General features: G+C 68.4%; 25 protein-coding genes and 2 pseudogenes. 12 read left to right on the top strand and 15 right to left on the bottom strand.

What is annotated here, in order from left to right:
* The first annotated feature begins 55 nt into the window (after nt 1-55).
* The gene (locus tag H5V44_RS02335; protein WP_185191521.1) at nt 56-982 is read left to right on the top strand and encodes a halo transducer protein; all 927 of its coding nucleotides are present in this window, start codon (nt 56-58) and stop codon (nt 980-982) included.
* 13 nt (nt 983-995) lie between these two features.
* Here H5V44_RS02335 and H5V44_RS02330 read toward each other — a convergent pair whose 3' ends face one another.
* The 3 genes from H5V44_RS02330 to H5V44_RS02320 are packed head-to-tail and all read right to left on the bottom strand — an operon-like array spanning nt 996 to nt 2,991.
* Nucleotides 996-1,433, bottom strand: a complete 438-nt coding sequence (locus tag H5V44_RS02330; protein WP_185191520.1) for an arsenate-mycothiol transferase ArsC — start codon at nt 1,431-1,433, stop codon at nt 996-998.
* A gap of 9 nt (nt 1,434-1,442) precedes the next feature.
* Nucleotides 1,443-2,597: an ACR3 family arsenite efflux transporter gene (gene arsB, locus H5V44_RS02325; RefSeq protein WP_185191519.1), complete on the bottom strand. Its 1,155-nt coding sequence runs from the start codon at nt 2,595-2,597 to the stop codon at nt 1,443-1,445.
* Entirely contained in the window at nt 2,590-2,991 is a 402-nt protein-coding gene (locus tag H5V44_RS02320; protein ID WP_185191518.1) for an ArsR/SmtB family transcription factor, read from the bottom strand. The genes arsB and H5V44_RS02320 overlap by 8 nt, the downstream gene beginning before the upstream one ends.
* A gap of 245 nt (nt 2,992-3,236) precedes the next feature.
* Between H5V44_RS02320 and H5V44_RS02315 the strand changes: the two genes are divergently transcribed.
* Together H5V44_RS02315 and H5V44_RS02310 are read left to right on the top strand one after the other, a co-directional pair.
* A complete protein-coding gene (locus H5V44_RS02315) occupies nt 3,237-3,464 on the top strand; it encodes a DUF7511 domain-containing protein (RefSeq protein WP_185191517.1) in 228 nt (75 codons plus the stop codon).
* Nucleotides 3,465-3,514: 50 nt separating this feature from the next.
* Nucleotides 3,515-4,828 (top strand): NAD-binding protein, encoded by a 1,314-nt coding sequence (locus H5V44_RS02310; RefSeq protein ID WP_185191516.1) that lies wholly within the window; start codon nt 3,515-3,517, stop codon nt 4,826-4,828.
* Between the two features lie 6 nt (nt 4,829-4,834).
* Here the strand turns inward: H5V44_RS02310 and H5V44_RS02305 are convergent.
* The 4 genes and pseudogenes from H5V44_RS02305 to H5V44_RS02290 all read right to left on the bottom strand — a co-directional run bounded on the left by H5V44_RS02305 (nt 4,835) and on the right by H5V44_RS02290 (nt 8,048).
* Nucleotides 4,835-5,884: pseudogene (locus H5V44_RS02305) on the bottom strand (universal stress protein).
* Nucleotides 5,885-5,887: 3 nt separating this feature from the next.
* The gene (locus H5V44_RS02300) at nt 5,888-6,616 is read right to left on the bottom strand and encodes a nucleoside phosphorylase (RefSeq protein WP_185191515.1); all 729 of its coding nucleotides are present in this window, start codon (nt 6,614-6,616) and stop codon (nt 5,888-5,890) included.
* Between the two features lie 46 nt (nt 6,617-6,662).
* Entirely contained in the window at nt 6,663-7,223 is a 561-nt protein-coding gene (locus H5V44_RS02295) for a hypothetical protein (RefSeq protein WP_246403624.1), read from the bottom strand.
* Nucleotides 7,224-7,235: 12 nt separating this feature from the next.
* Nucleotides 7,236-8,048, bottom strand: coding sequence for a DUF63 family protein (locus tag H5V44_RS02290; protein ID WP_185191514.1), 813 nt, complete (start codon nt 8,046-8,048; stop codon nt 7,236-7,238).
* Between the two features lie 131 nt (nt 8,049-8,179).
* Here H5V44_RS02290 and deoC point away from each other — a divergent pair, with 131 nt between their 5' ends.
* The 4 genes and pseudogenes from deoC (at nt 8,180) to H5V44_RS02270 (ending at nt 9,782) form a co-directional block, all read left to right on the top strand.
* Nucleotides 8,180-8,821, top strand: coding sequence for a deoxyribose-phosphate aldolase (deoC, locus tag H5V44_RS02285; RefSeq protein WP_185191513.1), 642 nt, complete (start codon nt 8,180-8,182; stop codon nt 8,819-8,821).
* A 135-nt stretch (nt 8,822-8,956) separates the two neighbouring features.
* Nucleotides 8,957-9,238, top strand: coding sequence for a ribbon-helix-helix domain-containing protein (locus H5V44_RS02280; protein WP_185191512.1), 282 nt, complete (start codon nt 8,957-8,959; stop codon nt 9,236-9,238).
* Nucleotides 9,231-9,516, top strand: a pseudogene (locus tag H5V44_RS17360) (type II toxin-antitoxin system RelE family toxin). Before H5V44_RS02280 ends, H5V44_RS17360 begins: the two are co-directional and overlap by 8 nt.
* Nucleotides 9,517-9,560: 44 nt before the next feature.
* Nucleotides 9,561-9,782 (top strand): restriction endonuclease, encoded by a 222-nt coding sequence (locus H5V44_RS02270; RefSeq protein WP_343067668.1) that lies wholly within the window; start codon nt 9,561-9,563, stop codon nt 9,780-9,782.
* 120 nt (nt 9,783-9,902) lie between these two features.
* Here the strand turns inward: H5V44_RS02270 and H5V44_RS02265 are convergent, their stop codons facing one another.
* From H5V44_RS02265 to H5V44_RS02235, 7 genes are all read right to left on the bottom strand, one after another.
* The gene (locus tag H5V44_RS02265; protein WP_185191510.1) at nt 9,903-10,076 is read right to left on the bottom strand and encodes a DUF5786 family protein; all 174 of its coding nucleotides are present in this window, start codon (nt 10,074-10,076) and stop codon (nt 9,903-9,905) included.
* A gap of 98 nt (nt 10,077-10,174) precedes the next feature.
* The gene (locus tag H5V44_RS02260; RefSeq protein WP_185191509.1) at nt 10,175-10,783 is read right to left on the bottom strand and encodes a hypothetical protein; all 609 of its coding nucleotides are present in this window, start codon (nt 10,781-10,783) and stop codon (nt 10,175-10,177) included.
* A complete protein-coding gene (locus H5V44_RS02255; RefSeq protein ID WP_185191508.1) occupies nt 10,776-11,915 on the bottom strand; it encodes a DUF3179 domain-containing protein in 1,140 nt (379 codons plus the stop codon). The genes H5V44_RS02260 and H5V44_RS02255 overlap by 8 nt, the downstream gene beginning before the upstream one ends.
* A 99-nt stretch (nt 11,916-12,014) precedes the next feature.
* Nucleotides 12,015-12,290 carry a hypothetical protein gene (locus H5V44_RS02250; protein WP_185191507.1) on the bottom strand — a complete coding sequence of 92 codons (276 nt, stop codon included), beginning with the start codon at nt 12,288-12,290 and terminating at the stop codon, nt 12,015-12,017.
* The gene (locus H5V44_RS02245; protein WP_185191506.1) at nt 12,287-12,670 is read right to left on the bottom strand and encodes a winged helix-turn-helix transcriptional regulator; all 384 of its coding nucleotides are present in this window, start codon (nt 12,668-12,670) and stop codon (nt 12,287-12,289) included. The genes H5V44_RS02250 and H5V44_RS02245 overlap by 4 nt, the downstream gene beginning before the upstream one ends.
* A 91-nt stretch (nt 12,671-12,761) precedes the next feature.
* Nucleotides 12,762-13,808, bottom strand: coding sequence for a geranylfarnesyl diphosphate synthase (gene idsA3, locus H5V44_RS02240; RefSeq protein WP_185191505.1), 1,047 nt, complete (start codon nt 13,806-13,808; stop codon nt 12,762-12,764).
* A 1-nt stretch (nt 13,809) separates the two neighbouring features.
* Complete coding sequence (locus H5V44_RS02235; protein ID WP_185191504.1) at nt 13,810-15,168, bottom strand: ribonuclease J; 1,359 nt, start codon at nt 15,166-15,168, stop codon at nt 13,810-13,812.
* Nucleotides 15,169-15,566: 398 nt separating this feature from the next.
* On the opposite strand from H5V44_RS02235, the gene H5V44_RS02230 reads away from it, so the two are divergent.
* The 5 genes from H5V44_RS02230 (at nt 15,567) to H5V44_RS02210 (ending at nt 19,574) form a co-directional block, all read left to right on the top strand.
* The gene (locus H5V44_RS02230) at nt 15,567-15,800 is read left to right on the top strand and encodes an LSM domain-containing protein (protein WP_185191503.1); all 234 of its coding nucleotides are present in this window, start codon (nt 15,567-15,569) and stop codon (nt 15,798-15,800) included.
* Complete coding sequence (locus H5V44_RS02225; protein WP_185191502.1) at nt 15,797-15,973, top strand: 50S ribosomal protein L37e; 177 nt, start codon at nt 15,797-15,799, stop codon at nt 15,971-15,973. The genes H5V44_RS02230 and H5V44_RS02225 overlap by 4 nt, the downstream gene beginning before the upstream one ends.
* A gap of 89 nt (nt 15,974-16,062) precedes the next feature.
* Nucleotides 16,063-16,653, top strand: a complete 591-nt coding sequence (locus H5V44_RS02220; RefSeq protein WP_185191501.1) for a MogA/MoaB family molybdenum cofactor biosynthesis protein — start codon at nt 16,063-16,065, stop codon at nt 16,651-16,653.
* Between the two features lie 82 nt (nt 16,654-16,735).
* Nucleotides 16,736-18,487, top strand: a complete 1,752-nt coding sequence (gene ilvD / locus H5V44_RS02215) for a dihydroxy-acid dehydratase (protein ID WP_185191500.1) — start codon at nt 16,736-16,738, stop codon at nt 18,485-18,487.
* A gap of 142 nt (nt 18,488-18,629) precedes the next feature.
* Nucleotides 18,630-19,574 carry a hypothetical protein gene (locus H5V44_RS02210; RefSeq protein WP_246403622.1) on the top strand — a complete coding sequence of 315 codons (945 nt, stop codon included), beginning with the start codon at nt 18,630-18,632 and terminating at the stop codon, nt 19,572-19,574.
* A 45-nt stretch (nt 19,575-19,619) separates the two neighbouring features.
* On the opposite strand, the gene asd is transcribed toward H5V44_RS02210, so the two are convergent.
* Entirely contained in the window at nt 19,620-20,654 is a 1,035-nt protein-coding gene (gene asd, locus H5V44_RS02205) for an aspartate-semialdehyde dehydrogenase (RefSeq protein WP_185191499.1), read from the bottom strand.
* Between the last annotated feature and the right edge of the window lie 179 nt (nt 20,655-20,833).

The raw sequence follows: 20,833 nt of genomic DNA, 5'->3' as shown, positions 1-20,833 counted from the left end.
CTCCGAGGGACGCCACTTACCAAGAGCTACAGTGGGGAGGCGCGGACCACGGGGTATGAACACCGAACGGACCGGGGGCGTCACCGTCGCCGACGTGGTCGAGGCCGTCGACGGAGCCGACCCGGCCACCGTCCGGGACGCGCTCGAACCGGTGACCGACGACGGGGCGGTCAGTCGCGACGCGGTCGAGGCGACCGTCTCCGACGTCTCGAAGCTCCTCGCCACGGCCGAGACGCGGATCGAACTCGCCGGGGACGCCTACGCCGACGCCGTCGCGGCCGCCGACCCGGTGGCGGACGTGCCGACGGTCCGGGCGCGGCTGGACGCGCTGGGCGAGCGGCTGTCGGAAGTCGAATCACGGGTCCCCGACCTCCGCCCGAACCTGTCGGTCCCCGAGGACGTACAGCAGCGGTCCGTTGCCGCCTACGAACTGGCCGTGGAGATCAGGGAGATCGTGGTGACCGCACGGGAGGCAATCGAGGCGGCCGACGACCTCTCGTTCGACGCCGAGCAGTTCGAGTCGTGGGCCACCCGACCCGACCGCCGATACGACGAGTTCGCCGACGACGTGGAGGTGGTGACGGAGTCGGCGGCGGAGCTCGAAACGGCAGCGGTCGGGCTCGATGACGCCGACGCCCCCGCGGTTCGGTGGGCGGACGCGACGATGCGAGCCCGGGTCGTGTCGCTTCTGGCTGCGGACCTCCGTTCGGAACTTCGGGATCTCCGGGCGATCGCCGACCGCACGGACGACCCGTTCCGTGCCGGCCTCGATTCGGACCTCCGGGCGGCCGAGGAGCAAATCGCCGAGGCCGAATCGCTGCTGGCGACGCGGGCCGACCCGGCGTGGCAGGCCGAGTTCGGGGACGAAATCGCCGCCGTCGAGGCCGCCCTCGACGCGTTCGAGCCCCCCGTCGAGTGGGGCGCCGTCGACCGGCTGCTGGCGGACCACAGACCCCAGCGGGCGGGCGAGGGCGCAGAATAGCGACGGACGCGGGTTACGCCGTCAACTCGTCGAACAGCGCGACCACCCGCTCCTCGATGTCGTCGCGGATCGGACGCACCGCCTCGAGGTCCCGCTCGCCGGGGTCCTCGAGCGCCCAGTCCCGGACGTCGACGTCGTCGCCGACGGTCCCCACGTCGAGGGTCGAACAGCCCATCGTGGCCACGACGTCACAGGAGCGAAGCTCCCGTTCGGTGATCGCCCGCGGGGTGCGGTCGGCGAGGTCGATCCCGACCTCCTGCATCGCCTCGACCACGACGTCGTGGACGGCGTCGGCGGGGTCGGTGCCGCCGGTCAGGATCGTTACGTCGTCGAGCCCCCGTCGGCGAACCTCGCGCTCGGCGAACGCTGTGGACATCTGGGAACGCCCGGCGTTCCGGACGCAGATAAACGCGATACGGGTCGGGGTTGGTGAGTCAGTATCGTGTGTCATCCGTGTGGATCAGTCGTCGGTCGTCGGATCGGGAGCCGGTGTGGAGCCGTCGCCGCGGCCGGCCCAGTCGTACCGCCGCTGGAAGTACAGCGCCACGTTCACCAAGGCGAGCAGCACGGGCACCTCGATCAGCGGCCCGACCACGGTGGTAAAGGCGACCCCGGAGCCGACCCCGAACACCGCGACCGCGACCGCGATCGCGAGTTCGAAGTTGTTCGACGCCGCAGTGAACCCGATCGCGGTCGTCGTGGAGTAGTCCGCGCCGATGCCCCGTCCCATCCCGAAGCTCACCAGGAACATCACCACGAAGTAGATCGTGAGTGGGACGGCGATCAGGAGTACGTCGCCCGGGGAAGCGAGGATGCGGCCGCCCTGGGTGGCAAACATCACGATCACGGTAAACAGCAGCGCGACGAGGGTGAGGGGGTCGATCCGCGGGACGAACGCCTCGTCGTACCAGGTCTCGCTTTTCACGCGTGTGCCGACGTATCGGCTCAGGAACCCGGCGGCGAAGGGGATGCCGAGGAAGATCACGATCGCCTCGAACACCTGCGTCGGCGTGATATCGAAGGTAGTGATCCCCGCAACGAGCGACTCCATCCCCAGAAGCGGGGGCAAAAACAGCGCGAAGAACCAGACGTACACGCCGTAGGTGACGATCTGAAACAGGCTGTTGAACGCCACCAACCCGGTGACGTACTCCGTGGAGCCCTCCGCGAGTTCGTTCCACACGAGCACCATCGCGATGCACCGCGCCATCCCGATGAAGACGAGGCCGAGGAAGTACTCCGGCCGGGCGGGCAAGCCGGGAACCAGCCCGCTGAAGAAGACCACAGCCAGCCCGAACATCAGCGTCGGCCCGATGAGCCAGTTCTGGACGAGGCTCAACCCGAGCACCCGCCAGTTCGAGAAGACCGCCCGGAGTTGTGAGTAATCGGCTTTCGCCAGCGGCGGGTACATCATCAGGATCAGGCCGATCTCGACGAGGTGGAAGTCACGGATCGGCCCCGTCACGGCGGGCGCGAGGAAGCCGAGGCCCACCCCCACCGCCATCGCGCCGACGATCCAGACGGTGAGATACTTGTCGAGGAAATCCATCGACCGGGGGTCGCCGCAGGTCTCACACCCGCAGTCGGGGCCGTGGTCGTGAACGGCGCTACTCACCGACCGTCACGCTCCCCTCGAGGACGGTCACGAGCGCCACCGCGCGGTTGGTCGCGCGGTACATCTTCCAGCGGCCGTCCTTCCGGCCCTCGACGAGGCCCGCGTCGGCGAGCGTCGAGAGCGCGTGGCTGAGGCCGCTCTCGCTCACGTCGACGACGGCGTCGAGTTCGCAGACGCAGAGCTCCTCGCCGGCGGCGACGAGTACCCGGGCCAGCGTGTATCGCGTCCGGTTTGCGAGCGCCGAGACGACGTCGAGTTCGGCGTCAACCCGTTCGGTTCCGAGCGCCGCTTCGAGCGTCCCCAGCTCGTCGAGGCGGTTCTCGACGTCCTCGTCCCGACACTCCCCGAGTTCGTCGTCGAGGTAGCGGCGGAGCCTGTCCGTGGATTGTGCCATCACCCTACAGTTGAGGGAATATTCAATTAATACTTTCGAATTCTCGCCTCAAATTCGCACATAGCCCTTCAATTGCCATCTGTGCCGATTCGATCTATACAGTCGATTCAAACTTCCTGCAAGTATAGAATCACGCCAAAGGGTCAGTTCCGTCCGGCACAACGGTCGGATATGTAGCGTGTATAGCGGTATGGAGCACAATTAGCAGCGATTATGCCGTCTTCGCGGGATGGACACAACAAGTTATGAGCGAGTCCCCACCGGACCACGGCGCAGACACCGCCGCGCGTCCGCCCACCGGACGGCCCTCGCGGGGCGAGCCGCTACCGACGCTCGACCTCGTCGTGGTTCGTCGCACCGACGGTCCCGACCGCGCGACGATCCACCCGCGGGGGTTGACCGGCATCGCCCGGATGGAGACGTGGCTGTCGACGGACCGCTCCGCCGTGGTCGACCTGGCGGCGTGGCAATAAGCCCCCCGCAGCACGGGACTTTTTACTCTAGTGCGGTGGGAAACCCGTGTATGGCGATCTCGCGGGACTGGGTCGGGGCACGCGCGTCCGTGGTGGTGACGCTCCTCGTCGGCGTCCTCTCGGTCGTGACCGGGATCGCCAACATCGGGACCGGGGGCGGCGCGGACTTTCAGGTGCTGGGGGTTGTGGTGCCCGGCGTCGTCCGGCAGGCGACCGCGTTCACCGGGACGCTGACCGGGTTCGTCCTGCTGGTCAACGCGTTCGGACTCCAGCGCCGGCTCCGTGTCGCGTGGTACGCCGCGATGGTGCTGTTTCCGGTTACCGCCACACAGGGGGTGCTCCAGACCTCACAGCTGTCGCTGCCGCTCATCGGCCTCTCGGTGGTCGCCGCGGTCGTCGTCGGCCTGAACGTCCGGATCTTCGACCGAAAGGCGTCGCTGACGACGGCGCAGATCGCCTCACTGTCGGCGCTGGCGGGCGCACAGGCCTACGGAACCGCGGGGGCGTTCGCGCTCCGGGACGACTTCGAGGGCGTTTCGACCCTGCTTGACGCCTTCTACTTCTCGCTCGTTACCGGCAGCACCGTCGGCTACGGCGACGTGACCCCGACCTCGCCGGTCGGAAAGCTGTTTGCGTTGTCGGTGCTGCTTGTGACGGTCTCCTCGTTTGCGGTGGTGCTCGGGGTCGTCTTCACCCCGCTGATCGAAGCGCGGCTGTCGAAAGCACTCGGACATATGACCGAAGAACAACTCGACATCCTGGAAGATCACGTCCTCGTGCTCGGGTTCGGGGACCTGACGGAACCGATTCTCGAAGAGCTCGCAGACCAGACCGACGTGCTCGTCGTCGTGCCCGACGAGGAACGCGCGCGTCGGCTCACCGAGCGGGGCTACACCGTCCTCACGGACGACCCGAGCGACGAGGGCGCACAGCACCGCGGCCGGATCGAAGCCGCCCGTGCCGTCATCACGGCCACGAGCGACGACGCGGAGGACGCACTCGCGATCCTGACCGCGCGCCAGCTCAACCCGGAGCTCACCATCGTCGCGGCCGCGACCCAGCGGGAGAACGTGAACAAGCTGCGGCGGGCGGGCGCGGACACGGTGATCAGCCCGGCGGTGCTGGGCGCGCACTTCCTCGCGGAGTCCGCACTCGGCCGGACGGGCGCGGAGGCGATCGAACAGCAGTTGCTCGACACCGACGGCCTCGACGCGGCAACCGACGCGGTCAGCACCGAGGAGCCGGCCGGCACGGCGGACGGCGGCGGCGTCGGAGACGGCACGTCCGCGGGCGGAAGCGACGGTCCCGGCGGGGGCGGCGACGACGACCCGCCGACCGATCCGGGCGGCGACGCCGGGCGGTGACGGCCGTCACGGGGTGCCGCGATTGAACACGGCGACGTCACGGTCGAACTCCTCGAATCGGCCGAACGTCGGCGGCGACACCAGCCGCGACGCCGGCGAGCGCTCGCCGCTCGACCCCACGACGAGCAGGTCGTACGAGTCGGCGTTCCGGGCGGCCTGTAGCGTCGCCCCGGCCGGCGGCCCGGAGACCACCCCGACCTCACACGGGACGCCGATCCGCGTTCGGAGGGTCGCCGCACACCGTTCCATACGCGCGACGACCTCGGCGGTTTCCGACGGCGCGGATCCCTCGGTCGTCGCCGGGCCCCCCGGTTCCCCGTCGGGGACGATCCCGAGCAGGACGACCTTCCCCGCCTCGTGGGCGGCGGCGAGTCGAGCGCCGAAGAACGGGGTCCGGAGCACCGCTCCCCGCGCATCGGGACCAGCACGTGGTCGTCGCCGCGGACCGTCTCGTAGAGGTACTCCGCCCGCCGCTCGTAGAACCGCTCGCGCCAGACCCGGAACGTGGCGGCGACAAACGACGACGCGAGCGCGACGCTGACGACGTAGGTCACGGGGTCGACCTCCCCGGTCACGAGCACCAGAAGCGCCGTCGAGAACGCCGAGGGTGGATTCGATCCCCCCGGCCCGGTCACGATCCCGGTGAGAAAGACCGCGAGCGCCGCGCTCTCGGGACGGATCACCCCGACCGGGATCCCGCCGTAGGCGGCCGTGACGGCGGTGTACGAGGCCAGCCCACAGACCGCACCGGCCGTGAGGCTCGCGACGAACCGGACCGGGTTGGTGTACCTTGCCTTCGGGGTTGGAAAACAGCGTGTACGTCCCGGCCGCAAGCGGCGGAAACAGCAGGAACGACAGGACCTGGATCCGGTTCGAGAGCGAGGTCACGACCGCGAGCAGGAGGGGGACGACCACCACGACGGAGAGATGCAGCAGGTTGGTCGTGTTCCGGATCCACCGCCGGAACTCCGGGAGTTCGCGCCGCTCGATCCGGCGGAGCCGATTGCGGACCGCCCGCAGGCGTTCGACAACCGGATCGAGCGAGCGCCGCGGCATCGGTTACGCGAGGTCCGCGACCGCGTCCAGCGTGATCGAGATGGCGCGTTCGACGTTGTTCTTCGCCTTCTCGGGGAGCTCCGCGTCGGAGTCGGCGCCCTTCTGGGTGCCCTCGACGAGGTTGCCGTCGACCGTACAGATCGCGCCCGCGGCGAGGCCCTTCCGACGGGCGAGCGAGAACACCGCCGCGGCTTCCATCTCGACGGCGAGCAGCCCCGCGGCCTCCCACGCGTCGACGTAGGCGTCGGTCTCGTTGTAGAACGCGTCGTCGGAGACCATCGGCCCGACGTGGACGTCCTCGTCGTTTTCCTCCGCGGCGTCGACAAGCGAGGAGAGGACATCGTAGTCGGGGACCGCGGGGATGACCGCGTCCTCGTAGCGCTTCGAGGTGCCCTCCTCCTTCGCCGCCCCGGTGGCGACCACCATATCGCCGATCTCGATCCCCGCCTGGAGCGCCCCGGTGGTCCCGACCCGGATCAGGGTGTCGACGCCGACCGCGGCGAGTTCCTCGACCGCGATCGCCGCGGAGGGACACCCGATCCCCGTCGAGCAGATCGTGAGCGGGACGCCGTCGTACGTCGCGTTGACGAGCTTGTACTCGCGGTTCCGGGCGACTGTCTCCGCGTTGCGGCACTGCGAGGCGATCCGGTCGACGCGACCGGGGTCGCCGGGGATGAGCGCGGTGTCTTCGACGTCGCCGGAGTCGATCAACAGGTGCGGCTGTTTCGCCATACAACTGCCTCGTTCGAGGTGGTGAAAAAACCGCGCGGTCGTCGGCTCACAACACGCTCGTCGCCGCCGGGACGACCACTGCCACGGTGACGCCGAAGACGACGACCGAGCGGAGCCACTGCCCGCGGACCGCAGTCGCGCGCTCCTCGTAGATTCCCCGCCCGCGCTGCGGGAGCACCAGATGGGCGAAGAAGGCGTAAATGAAGGCGGCGACGCCGAGCGTCGCGATGGCGTGGGGAACCGCCTCGACCCCGCCGACCGACGCGACGCCGGGAAGGAGGGCGGCCGGCAGGTAAAGCAGCGCGTACAGCACGCCGGCGGCGGCGCCGGCGACGTGGTGGACGAGGAACGCGTCCCGGAATGCGACCGACGACGGACTGGCGCGGGTCAGCACCGACGCGGCGATGTACGCCGGCGTGAACCCCTCCGTCTGCTTCGACATCGGGTAGTCCATGACGACGGCCGCGAGCGCGCCACAGACCGCACAGACGACCACGAACGGCCCGGCATCGGCGACCGGGACGCTCGCCGACGCGGCGGCCGGCGGCGCGGACGCGAGCGTGGGCAGCACGGTTTCGTAGGCCGAGACCGATCCGCAAAACACCATCGGTTCCGGACCTCACCCGGGCGTCGCGATCGTAAACAGAAGCAGATTGTGGACCGCCGGCCCGAGCCCCACGGCCGCGACGAACCCCAAGAGCAGCCGCGAGCGGGTCGGCTCCGCCTCCGCGAGGTCGGCGAACAGCCACACCACGAGCGCGGCGACGCCGAGTTTGACGGCCACGAACAGCCACCCCGAACCGATCACCGGGTCGGTCGGGAGCCCGGCCGCGAACTCGATGATGAGCCGCGAGAGCGGCGTCCGCTCGCCGAACCCGAGCACGTCGACGCCGACCGCGGTCGAGACACCGTCGAGGAGGTGGGCGAACACCACGAACGCCCCGAGCGCGCCGGTCGCCCGGATCGCCGGGACCGCGCGTTTCAACCCGACCCAGGCCACGGCTGCGAGTCCGGTCGCCACGACGACCGCTGCGGTCGGAGCGGCCGGCGACAGCGACGTGGCTGCGCCGACGACAGCGACGACGGCGCCGAGCGCGAGGAGGCCACCGGACGCCGCGAGCGCGCGGGCGACGGCCGCACCGTCGAGAGTTGCGTCGATCAGGAGCCACGTCCCGACGCCGGCCGTCCCGACCGCGACGTAGACCGCGGGGGTCCCGCCCAGCGGCCGGACGGCGTCGGGAAGCGCCCCCGACACGTAGAGGACGTGGACCGCCGACCCGAACACCATCCACGGGGCGAACGCCAGCACCCGCTCGGTAGTCACCGCGGGCCGCCGCTGTGCGACGGCGTAGGCCACGACGCCGGCGGCGACGGCGAGGCCGGCGAGATACGGCAGCGGCGGCAGCGTGAACCCCTCCGGGAGGATCGCCATACCGGCGGGACAGGAGCCGCGGGCAAAACGGTACCGAAGCCGGGTCGTCGCGGTCGCCGGCGGAGCGGTCCGTGCCCGTCCGGCGACATCGAGCGCCAACCGTTTTTCCGCTCCACCGTCAAACGGCGCGTATGGACAGAGCCGAGTTCGCCTCGCGCATCGATCACACGGCCCTGGGGCCGACCACGACGCCCGCGGACGTCGAGCGCGTCCTCGAAGCGGCGGAGACACACGGGATGAACGCCTGTATCCCGCCGTGTTACGTCGCCGAGGCCGCGGCGTCGGCGCCGGATGTCACCCTCGTGACGGTCGTGGGGTTCCCCCACGGCACCCAGGCCACGGCCGCGAAGTACGGCGAGGCGGTCGACGCCTGGCAGTCCGGCGCCGACGAGGTGGACGTTGTGTGCAACGTCGGACGGCTGAAGGCCGGCGACGACGAGGCCGTCCGCAAGGACATCGCGGAGGTTGTCGCCGCGGTCCCGGTCCCGGTGAAGGTCATAATCGAGACTGCCCTCCTGACCGACGACGGGAAGCGGCGGGCCTGCGAGGCGGCGGCGGACGCGGGCGCGGACTTCGTGAAGACCTCGACCGGGTTCGCCGACGGCGGCGCCACCGTCGAGGACGTGGAACTGATGGCGGAGTACCTCCCGGTGAAAGCAAGCGGCGGCATCGGGACCTACGCGGAGGCGACGGCGATGCTCGATGCGGGGGCCGAACGGATCGGCGCCTCCTCGGGCGTCGAGATCGTCGAGGGGTTCCCCGCGGAGTCGTAATACTGTCGAGCTATTATCGAAGACTCCCCACACTCAACAAGAATCGCTCAGTACAGTCTATGTATTGAGTAATCATATCAGCCGATTGTAGTTCCGGCGAAACGACTATTGGTAAGACTCCTGTATTACGTCTGTATGTCCGGAGCGGCCACAAACGACGACGATACGGATGACATCGCCACTGTGAACTTCAAAGTCACCGAGTCGTTCCTCGCCGAGATCGACGAGACGTGGCAGGGACGCGGGTTCAACAGCCGAAGCGAATTTATCCGGTATACGCTCCGAGATGCGGTCGAATTCCCGACGTTCGACCGCGACGAACTGGTTGCGCTCCTCGAAGCCGAAGAGGACATTCGAGAGGGACGGACAACCAGCGCTGAGGAAGCCCGCGAGCGGTTCGGGCCGAGCGATGAGTGAGGACGGGTGGACGTGGGAACTCTCCTCAACGGCTGAAGACGACCTCAATGGACTCTCCGCTGCTGAGCAAGACCGGATACTCGACAAGCTCGATGAGATCGTCTCTTCACCGTGGCGTGACCCACCGGACTACGGCGAGCCACTCCCAGAACAGTCCCTACAAGAAAATCCGTATCGGCGAGTTTCGGCTGTCCGTGAGCTTCCGGCAGAACGACCAGCGGCTTGTCGTCGCACGTGTCAAGCGTCGTGGCGGTGCGTACACCGCTGACGACGACTAAGTAACGAACCCACCTCGGTACGACGAAATGCGGGTAACGGTTTGGTGGATGTTCTTGTAATCGGAACGTACGCAATCAAGGCGTTACTCTCTGATCCCGATGATCCCGCCGACGGGCTGGAGCGGTACGTTGAAATCAAAGAGCGTGCGGAGAAGTTGGATGCGAAGACCAAACGGACAGACAAGCTGATTGACGAGATCGTCTACGAGCTGTACGGGCTGACCAACGAGGAAATCGAGACCGTGGAAGAAGCGGCGAAAGAGTAAATATTCACAGATGATTTTCTACTGGTTATCCAATAACATCCTATACTGTCGGAGTTGCGTAAAGTAGTTCGACACCCCGAGGTGTCGCAAATCTTCACGTGGTTATCGCCGGCAGTATCTCTACTCCTCGCGCATCTCGCCGAGCCGGTCGACCAAGGCGTCGGTGTCGACGTCGGACTCGACGTTGACGTCGCCGTCGTGGTCGTGTTCGTGGACGTCGACGGCCTCGGTGTCGTCGTCGCTTTCGGTGGGCTGTTCCTGCTGTTCGGATTCGTCGTAGCTACCGAATCCCATAGGCACCGCTCGCGCTCGCCGGTGAAGAAACGCACGGAGGGCCCGCGGGCCTGGGAGGTCGCCGCACACCGCCTGCGGCGGTCGTCTGCCGCGCCCGCTCAGAGGAGGTCCGGATCGACCTGCCGGCCGACGACGAGCAGGCTACCGACGAGGAGGACGGCGGCCAGCGGCACCAGAAACTGGAAGCCGGTGATGATGGTCGCGCTGGCTTGGACCCCGACCACGAGCAGGATCGTCGGGCCGCAACACGCTGCGCCGGAAAGCAGCGCCGGCACCCCGGCGAGGACGCCGGTTGAGCTCTCCAGCCCGCAGGCCTTCGGTTGGATCAGGCCGAGGTAGGTGAGCCCAACGTTCGCGCCGACGAGCGTCGAGAGGACGAGGGCTACGGCGGCGTTCAACGGCGAGAACAGGTAGGTCACGGGGCCGAGGCCCACGACCGCGATCGCGTCGAACCGGAAGAACCCGACGCTGGCGAACGCCCGCGAGAGGTCCTCGGCAACCCGGACCGAGACCCCGCCGCCCGCGCCGCCGAGCGCGAGGTCGCCGACGGTCGCGAGGTAGATCAGGAGGTACGCGAGCGCCGCCGCGACGACGATCGAGAGGGAGTCACGCCGCCGGACCGCGACCCCGACGGCCGCGGCCGTCCGGTCGAGGAGCCCCTGCCGTATTGGCGTCGGCGTCGACGCGGAGTGCCCGGATTCAGGCATAGAGGGTGGTGTCGGGGTAGAAGCCGCTCCAGGCGAACCACATCGCGTCGAACGCGTAGAGCCGCTCGGTGGGAAGCGCCGACGGGGCGTACGTCCCGCCGCTGCCGTCGGCGACCGCCCCGTTCCGATGCTCGAAGCTCCGGCCCTCGGGGTTTCTGAAGACGTAGCCCGTATCGAGTTCGGGGTCGTAGACCGCCACGATCGGCGCCCCGGCGAGTTCGCCCTGGATCACCTTTTCGGCCCGCAGGGTCCGCTTGTCGAAGGCGGCCGCGCCATCGGCGGTCCGGGCGCCGATCACGACGCGCTTCGGTTCGAGCCGATCGTCCCTATTGAGCGCGGGGAACATCGGCGACGCGTCGGCGGCGTAGTATCCTTTTCGGGGGTTGTACGCCCCGTACGGGTCGCGGGTGTAGCTCTTCGCGAACCCGGTGTCGAACGACAGCACCTGCGTGTCGGGGTGTTTGGCCGTCCACTTCCCCCAGGTCGTCCAGACCAGCCGGAACTCCGATAGCGACTCCGTCCCCGGCGCCTCGTTCCACGGCCCCGGGACGGAGGTGGCGAGCACCTGCGGCCACCAGGTTTCGGTCCCGCGGTCGTACATAATCAGGTTGTTGTTCACCAGGCGCCCGGACACCCCGAAGGTGGTCTCCCCCCGCTCGAACCCCATCGCGGTCCCGGTCAGCGGGCAGTAGGTCACGCTCACGGGCGTGCCGTCGACGACGTCGTTGCAGATCTCGTGGAGGACGAGGATCTTCTGGGGGTACGCCTTCACCTCGCCGCCGCGTTCGAGCCCGAACACCGGATCGCCCGGTTCGAACCGGTCGGCAACCGACTCGGCCGACACGAACGAGGGGTCGTCGATCGACGGGATGCCGTCCTTCGGCGGCCCGCCGGAGACCGCCTCCGCCTCGATCTCGGCGGGGGCCATCGGCAGGGTGAGCGCGGTGTCGACCGTCGGCGGCCGGGCGTCGGTCCCCGGTTCCGCGGTCCGCGTCGGTTGCGGCTCCGAGGTCGGCTCGTCGGTGTCGGCGGCGTCGGTGGCGCCGCCGGCCTGCCCGCCGCCGAGACAGCCCGAGACGGCGGCGACGCCGGCGGCGGCGAGGAACGCCCGGCGCGACGTGGATCGTGTCATACTCCGGCATACGACACCCACGGTCAAAAGCCCGCGCTAACCACGACGTAACTGGGGGTGCGACCCGAAACGGGCGCGGTTCGACGGTCCCGACGGTCGCTACGGCGACAGTGACGTGTCAGCGTCCGCGCGGGGCTCGAAGACGAACGCCGTGTCGGCGCCGATCGACGAACCACCCGTGACCGCCTCGACGCGCAGGGTTACGTCGCCGGTGACGCCGCAGCCCCGGCCGACGAACGCCGACCACTCCGCGCCCGGTTCGACCCGGCCACGGTGTGCGCGCCGCAGGTACGACCGGAACGGCTCGGCGTCTACGCCGTCGGCGATCCGATCCTCGGCGGGGAGATAGGAGAGCCGAACCGTGTCGGCGGTCACGCGTCGCCCTCGGTGGGATCGGTGAGGTGTTCCCGTCCCCAGTCCCGCATCGCCTCGATCACGGGCCGTAGCGACGCGCCCCGGTCGGTGAGGGAGTATTTGACCCGGACCGGCTTCTCGCTGACCAGTTCCCGGTCGACGAGCCCGTTTTCCTCCAGGTCGTCGAGGCTTTCGGAGAGGACCTTGCTGGAGATGCCGTCGACGTGTCGTTCGAGTTCGTTGAAGCCGCTGGGGCCGTGTTCGAGCAGCCGGTGGATGATGACTGGGTGCCACTTCTTGCCGATCAGGGAGGACGTCGACGTGACCGGGCACCAGTCCTCGCCGGCACACCACACTTCCAGCCGCGCGCCGGCGTCGGTCCCCTCGGGGCCGCCTGCCATAGGAGAACAGTACGGTCGCGGAATCATAACTATTGCTTCCGCTCGGGGCCGTTGCCGACGATCGGGCGGACGGTTCGACGGGGCGGCCCGCTCAGTACCCGCGGGTGATCAGGTAGTCGGCGATCTCCCGGAGGAGCGACCGCGCCTCGTTGTCGGGGAGGACGTCGAGGTGGTCCTTCGCGTTCGCGGTGAGTTCGCGCGCCTTCGATTCGGCGTAGTCGATCGACCCCGCGGCTTCGAGCGTGGCGACGGCGTCGTCGATCTCCGCCTCCGTGACCGAGTCGACGTCGACCGCATCGACGAGCCCGTCGACGTCGACGCCCTGCTGGCGGGCGTGCAGCGTGATCAGCGTCTCCTTGTTCTCGACGAGGTCCGATCCCCGCTGTTTCCCGAGGGTTTCGGAGGGGACGGTCAGATCGAGGACGTCGTCCTGGATCTGGAACGCCCGGCCGGAGTCGATCCCGTAGCGGTAGACCGCCTCGACGGTCTCGTCGTCGGCGTCCATGAGCGTCGCCGCGACCGCCGCCGCCGCGCCGTACAGGACCGCGGTCTTCAGCTCCACCATCTCCAGGTACTCCTCCGGAAGGACCCGGGTGCGGCGCTCGAACTCGATGTCGAGGGCCTGGCCCTCACAGATCTGGATGCACGTGGTGGCGAGTCGGCGGACGGCTTCGATCCCGTTTGCGGGGTCGGCGCCCGTCTCCGACAGCAGCTCGAAGGCCTTCGCGTAGAGGGTATCGCCCGCGAGGATCGCGGTCTCGGTGTCGTACTCCTTGTGGACGGCGGGGACGCCGCGGCGGAGGTCGTCGTCGTCCATAATGTCGTCGTGGATCAGCGTGAACGACTGGACGACCTCGATGCTGGTGGCGGCCGACATCACGTCGATCTCGGCGCCGTCGAGCGCGGGGAACGCGTGGTAGTCCGTCGAGAGCGGCTCGACGTCGGCGAGCGCTTCCGCGGTCAAAAGCGACACCGTCGGTCGGAGCCGCTTGCCGCCGGCCTCCAGCAGGTAGCGGGTGGCGTCGTAGAGCCGCTCGGGGGACTTCATCGGGACGTCATCGTCGAGCGCCTCGTTGACGAGTTCGCGGCGCTTCTCGACCGCTTCGAGCACCCGCTTTTCCGCCGCGTCCGAGCTCATCTCACTCCACCAGCTGGATGATGTTCCCGTTCCGCGTGATGTGGAGGTCGCGCCCCACGGCGTAGCCCTGCGACTCCGCGAGGTCGACGTACGGTGCGAAGCCCTCGAGATCCTGGTGGGCCGGGATGATGTGCTGGGGCTGCAGCGCGTCGATCATCTCGAAGTGGCCCTCCTCGCGGAGGTGCCCCGAGACGTGGATGTCGTCGTAGATCCGCGCGCCCTGCATCTTCAGGAGCCGTTCGGACTGGTAGCGCTGGCCCTCGTTGGTCGGCTCGGGGATGACCCGCGCCGAGAAGATGACCTTGTCGCCGTTCTCCAGTTCGTACGGCGTCTCGCCGCGGCCCATCCGGGTGAGCATCGCGCGCGGCTCGCCCTGGTGGCCCGTGACGACGGGGAGGTACTTCTCCTTGCCCTCCTTCATGATCCGCTTGAACGTCCGGTCGACCGACTTCCGGTGGCCGTACATCCCCACGTCGTCGGGGAAGTCGACGAAGCCGAGGCGTTCGGCGGTCCCGGAGTACTTCTCCATCGAACGGCCGAGCAGGACGGGTTGGCGCCCGATGTCCTTCGCGAACTCCACGAGCGAGGAGACCCGGGAGACGTGCGAGGAGAACGTCGTGGCGACGATCCCGCCGTCGTAGTCCTCCATCGAGTCGATGGTGTCCTTGAGGTGCGAACGGGCGTGGGACTCCGAGGGGGTTCGGCCCTTCCGGCCGGCGTTGGTACAGTCCTCGATGTAACACAGGACGCCGTTGCCCTCGCGACCGATCTCGCGGAACCGTTCCATGTCGATCGGGTCCTCGAGCACCGGGTTGTGGTCGATGCGCTTGTCGAGGCCGTAGACGATCGCGCCCTCGGGGGTGTGCAGCACCGGGTTGATCGCGTCGATGATCGAGTGGGTGACGTGGACGAACTCGAGTTCGACGTTGCCGGTGTCGCCGATAGACATCGTCTCGCCGGACTCCATCTTCACGAGGTCGTTGTCGAAGCTCCCGCTGAACTTGCTCTCGCTTTCGACCTGCTGTTTCACCAGTTCGATGGTGAACGGCGCCGCCACGACGGGCGCGTCGTAGCGGTGGGCGAGCTTCGAGATCGCGCCGATGTGGTCGAGGTGGCCGTGCGTGGGCACGATGGCCTGCACGTCGCCCTCGAGGTCGGACATCACCCGGTCGTCCGGGATCGCGCCCATGTCGATCAGATCGAGGCTGTGCATCTTCTCGGTCTCCACGTTGTCGTGGATCAGGACCTGACTCAGGTTCAGGCCCATATCGAAGATGACGACGTCATCGCCCGCGCGAACCGCCGTCATCTGTCGACCGACCTCTTCGTATCCGCCGATTGTCGCAATTTCGATTTCCATAGTCGTGTCCGAGCATCGAAAGCCACGGACAAGCGCGGGCGTGCGCCCGAGTCGGGATCGGACCTGTGAGGGCCGCGATCGTCGCTACTCGGGGGAACCCGCCCTTGGTATGGCGAGGGGTGCTCACTGAAACCTCCCGTCCGTCGGCAGCCACCCGGCGGTGGCGTACTCGGGACCGATCGGCCCCGGCGTCTTACAGCGCGTCGGTCGTCGGTCCCGCGTGTCCCGAGCGTCGGGACACTTGCCCGCGGGAGTGTTGGTGTCGTATCTTCACGGCCCGGTATTAAAAACTATCCGGGTTCGACCCGGTCGCTGTTGTGACCGACCGGTTTCGGCGCCGCCCCGCCGATTCGGGGCGGTCCGGCAGGTTTAAGACCGAAACGGGAGGCGTTGCGGGTATGAGCGAACGCCCCCTCGACGTGCTCGAGGCCGCACTCGAAGACGTCGTCACGGTGACGCTGAAGGACGGCACCGCATACTACGGCGCGCTCGCGGGGTACGATCAGCACATGAACGCCGTCCTGGAACCGCCGGCCGACGTCAACGAGGATCTCGACGGCGGGCTGGACGTCACACCAGTCGAAGACACAACGATTATACGCGGCGATAACGTCGTGACCATACACGTATGACGGGCGCTGGAACTCCGAGTCAAGGCAAGAAGAACAAGACGACGCACGTCAAATGTCGCCGGTGCGGCGAGAAGTCCTACCACGTCAAAAAGAAGGTCTGTTCGTCGTGTGGCTTCGGGAAGTCCGCGAAGCGACGCGACTACGCGTGGCAGTCGAAAAGCGGCGACAACTAGCGTCGAACCGGCAGCGACGACGCGGAGTCCGCACGCGACTCGACCCCTCCGTCGTGGGAGCTTTATCCGCCGGGGGCAAATCTCATCGTATGACCGACCACGACCACGGTTCTACCGACGCTCACGACGGTGAGAGTCACGATCACTCGCACAGCCACGACGACCACGATCACCACCACGCTCACGACGTCGAGTCGCTCGCGGCGGCGATCCTCACGGTCTCCTCTTCGCGGACACTTGAGGACGACCCCGCGGGCGACGCTATTGCGGCGGCGTTCGAGTCCGACGGCCACGAAGTCGCGGTCAGGGACGTCGCCGGCGACGACTTCGATTCCCTCCAGTCGACCGTCGACCGCCTCGTCGACCGCAACGACGTCGACGTGGTGGTGACGACCGGCGGGACCGGCGTCACGCCGGACGACGTGACGATCGAGGCCGTCGGCGGCCTCTTCGACAAGGAGCTGCCTGGGTTCGGCGAGCTGTTCCGCCGGCGGTCCGAGGACGAGATCGGCACCCGCGTCGTCGGCACGCGGGCGACCGCCGGGATCGTCGAGGGCGTGCCCACCTTCTGTCTGCCCGGCAGCGAGAACGCCGCGCGGTTGGGCAGCGAGGAACTGATCGTGCCCGAGGCCCCCCACCTGACGGGGTTGGCGACGCGGCCCGAGGACGACGAGGGGTAAACGGGCCGGCAGTTGGGTCGCCCCGTTCCCGCGTGAGGACAACGAACGTGCCTTTTAATGCCGCTGCGACTACCGTTCGTGTATGAGCAGACAGGAACCACCCGAGAGAGACGCCGACGAGGAGCCCTTCTCGAGCGGGAAGGATCCCGACCTCCGGAGCACCGACGTGACCGAGGGCCCGGACAAGGCCCCCCACCGGGCGATGTTCCGCGCGATGGGCTTCGACGACGACGACCTGGGGTCGCCGATGGTGGGCGTCGCCAACCCCGCCGCCGACATCACGCCGTGTAACGTCCACCTCGATGATGTCGCCGACGCCGCGGTCGAGGGCGTCGACGACGCCGGGGGGATGCCGATCGAGTTCGGAACCATCACCATCTCCGACGCCATCTCGATGGGCACGGAGGGTATGAAGGCCTCGCTCATCTCCCGTGAGGTCATCGCCGACTCCGTCGAACTCGTCGCGTTCGGCGAGCGGATGGACGCCTTAGTGACCGTCGCGGGCTGCGACAAGAACCTCCCCGGGATGATGATGGCGTCGATCCGGACGGACCTGCCCTCGGTGTTCCTCTACGGCGGGTCGATAATGCCCGGCGAGCACGACGGCCGGGAGGTCACCATCCAGAACGTCTTCGAGGGCGTCGGCACCCACGCGCAAGGCGAGATGAGCGCCGAGGAGCTGGACGACCTGGAACGGCACGCCTGCCCCGGCGCGGGCTCCTGCGGCGGGATGTTCACCGCCAACACGATGGCGTCGATCTCGGAGGCGCTGGGGCTTGCGCCGCTCGGCACCGCCGACGCGCCCGCCGAATCGGAGGCCCGCTACGACGTCGCCCGCCGCGCCGGCGAGGCCGTCCTCCAGGCCGTCGAGAACGATCTCCGGCCCTCCGACATCCTCACGAAGGAGTCCTTCGAGAACGCAATCGCCCTGCAGGTCGCGATCGGCGGGTCCACCAACGCGGTGCTGCACCTGCTCGCGCTCGCCGCGGAGGCGGGCATCGACCTCTCGATCGGGGAGTTCGACGAGATTTCGCGACGGACGCCGAAGATCGCGAACCTCCAGCCAGGCGGCACGAAGACGATGAACGACCTCCACGAGGAGGGCGGCGTGCCGGTCGTGATCCGCCGGCTGCTGGACGCCGGACTCGTCCACGGCGACGCGGCGACCGTCACCGGTCGGACGATCGAGGCGGAACTCGCCGAACTCGATCTCCCCGCGGACGACGAGATCACCGGCGAGTTCATCCACACCGTCGACGACCCCTACCAGGAAGAGGGCGCGATCAAGATCCTCACGGGCAACCTCGCACCCGACGGCGCGGTCCTGAAGGTCACCGGCGACGACACGTTCCACCACGCCGGCCCCGCCCGGGTCTTCGAGGGCGAGGAGGAAGCGATGCGGTACGTCCAAGAGGGCCACATCGAGTCCGGCGACGTGCTCGTGATCCGCAACGAGGGCCCGCAGGGCGGCCCGGGGATGCGCGAGATGCTCGGCGTCACCGCCGCGGTCGTCGGCCAGGGCCACGAGGACGACGTCGCGCTGTTGACCGACGGCCGGTTCTCGGGGGCGACCCGCGGCCCGATGGTGGGCCACGTCGCACCCGAGGCAGCGGTCGGGGGGCCGATCGCCCTCTTGGAAGACGGCGACGAGGTCACCGTCGACATCCCCGACCGCGAACTCTCGGTCGACCTCTCGGAGGCGGAACTCGAAGCGCGGAGAGAGGAGTGGGAACCCGCCGAGCCCGCGTACTCCTCCGGCGTGCTCGCGAAGTACGGCAACGACTTCGGCTCCGCCGCCAACGGCGCGGTGACGAACCCCGGCGCGAAGCGGTAGACGGATCTGTCGTTTTGATCCAGCTTTTCGAGCGAGCGTAGCGAGCGATGAAACGGTGGAACGGCGCGGTGACGAACCCTGGCGCGAAGCGGTAGACGGATCTGTCGTTTTGGTCCAGCTTTTCGAGCGAGCGTAGCGAGCGATGAAAAGGTGGAACGGCGCGGTGACGAACCCCGGCGCGAAACGCAAAGCGGGAGCCGATCGGACCTCACAGCGCCGCCCGTGGACCGCGGCCGACAGCCTCATTCCGGCCGGCTGTGACGTGGCGCACGTGTCCCGCATCCCCCTCTCCGCGGTGGCCGTGGCCGCTCTCCTCGTGCTGGCTGGATGCGGGGGAGTCGCCCCGGACGACGGAACGCCGACCGCGGAGGAGGCTTCGACGGCCACGCCGGAGGCGAACCTGACGGACGCGACGTTCCCCGAGGGGTTCTCGGAGTCGGCGGTCGACGCGGAGACGGCGCGCACGCAGTCGCTCGCGTTCCTGCGAACGGAGTCGATCTCCGTAGTCGCGCTCGAACGGTTCCGGCCCGGCGCCTACGCCGACTACCAGTACGAGGCCAACGCGACGCGGGCGCGATTCCGGATCGACGTGCATAATGGCTACTCCGACGTGACGGAAAGCGACGTCTTCGTGCGTTCGGACGTCCGATACAGCCGCCAGCTGCGGGACGGCCGACTCTCGTTCGACGCCGCGGACGGCTCCATCGGCGAGACCAGACGCCGCGCGGCCACGTCGCTGTGGGCGGTGCTCTCCCGGATCCTGACGATCGGCGAGTTCCGAGCGGTGCGGGTCTCGCGGGGCGACGGCGAGCGCCGGATCCGATACTCGATCACCGGCGTCGTCCCCCGAGAGGCCACCGAGGTCCGGGGGTACCTAGTCGTCGACGACGACGGAGTCGTCAGGGAGGCTCGACTTCAGTACACGCAGGCCGGCGACGCGAAGCGTTTCGAGTACGCGGTCCGTCGCAGCGCCGACGGCGACGTGGCCTCGCCCGCGTGGCTGCCAGCCGCGCGCGCTGCCGCCGGCCCTCCCGCCGACTCCGCGGACGGGACGGGAACCACGGAGCGACTGCAGTCCGCGAGGTGAACGTCGGAAGGAACCGGTCGGCGTCCGCTGTCGTCGGCCGGCGCCTCAGACCCAGCCTTCTTCCACCAGCAGTTCGCCGTTGAGCAGCGACGCGCCCGCGGCGCCGCGGATCGTGTTGTGTGCGAGACAGTTGTACTTCAGGCCCGCGTCGGTCGCCTGGAGGCCGCCGGCGGAGATCTGCATCCCGTCGCCGCGGCCCCGATCCATCCGGGGCTGGGGCCGCCCGAACGCCTCGAAGACGTGGATGAGCTGGTCGGGCGAGGAGGGGAGGTCGACGCCGGGGTACTCCCGCATCGCCGCAGCGGCCTCCTCGGGCGAGACGTCCGCGGCGGTCTCCGCGAAGACGTTCTCCAAGTGGCCGTCCAGCGTCGGGATCCGGTTGCAGGAGGCGGCGACCTCCATCCCGTGGAGGTCGACTTCGGTCCCGTCGAAGGTGCCCAGGAGCTTCCGGGATTCGGTCTCCATCTTCGCTTCCTCGCCGCCGATGTGGGGGATGGCGTTGTCGATGATCTCCATCGAGGTGACGCCCGAGTAGCCCGCGCCCGACACCGCCTGTAGCGTCGAGACCCGGACCGACTCCAGCCCGAACTGATCGAGCGCCGCGAGCGTCGGGACCATCGTGATCGTCGAGCAGTTGGGGTTCTTCACGAGGGCGCCGTCCCACCCGCGCGCGTCGCGCTGAACTTCGATGAGATCCAGATGCCCGGGGTTGATCTCCGGGATCGTCAGGGGGACATCGTCGGCCATCCGGTCGTTCGAGGAGTTCGAGGAGACGACGTACCCCGCTTCCAGGAAGGCGGGTTCGACCTCGGCAGCGACGCCCGAAGGCAGCGATGAGAAGAGCAGATCCACGTCGTCGGGGATAGACGAGGGGTCGGTCTCGACGACGGTCATCGATGCCACGTCGTCAGGGATCGGCGTGTTCACCCGCCACTTCGCGGCGTCGCGGTACGTCTTGCCTGCGCTGGATTCGGAGGCGGTGACCGCCGCGAGCTCGAAGGTGGGGTGGTCGTCCAGAAGCTGGATGAACCGCTGTCCGACCGCGCCCGTCGCACCGAGGATACCGACACGTACTGGCATTACCGTGGGCGTGGGAGACACACGCATAAGGCGGTTTGGGTTCGGCGAGATCCTCACGAACGTTCAGTCGGGACCACACACGCCGCTCGGGATCGCACGGACGGTCGGATCCCGGCGTCGGTCGACGGATATCGACGATCGTCGAAGCGCGGTTCGTACAGAACCGACAGATAGAGGTG

Origin of the sequence: Halobellus ruber (assembly GCF_014212355.1) — an archaeon.
Classification (GTDB): domain Archaea; phylum Halobacteriota; class Halobacteria; order Halobacteriales; family Haloferacaceae; genus Haloquadratum; species Haloquadratum rubrum.
The sequence above is the reverse complement of the archived record's forward strand: the minus strand, read 5'-3'. Positions and strand labels throughout refer to the sequence as shown.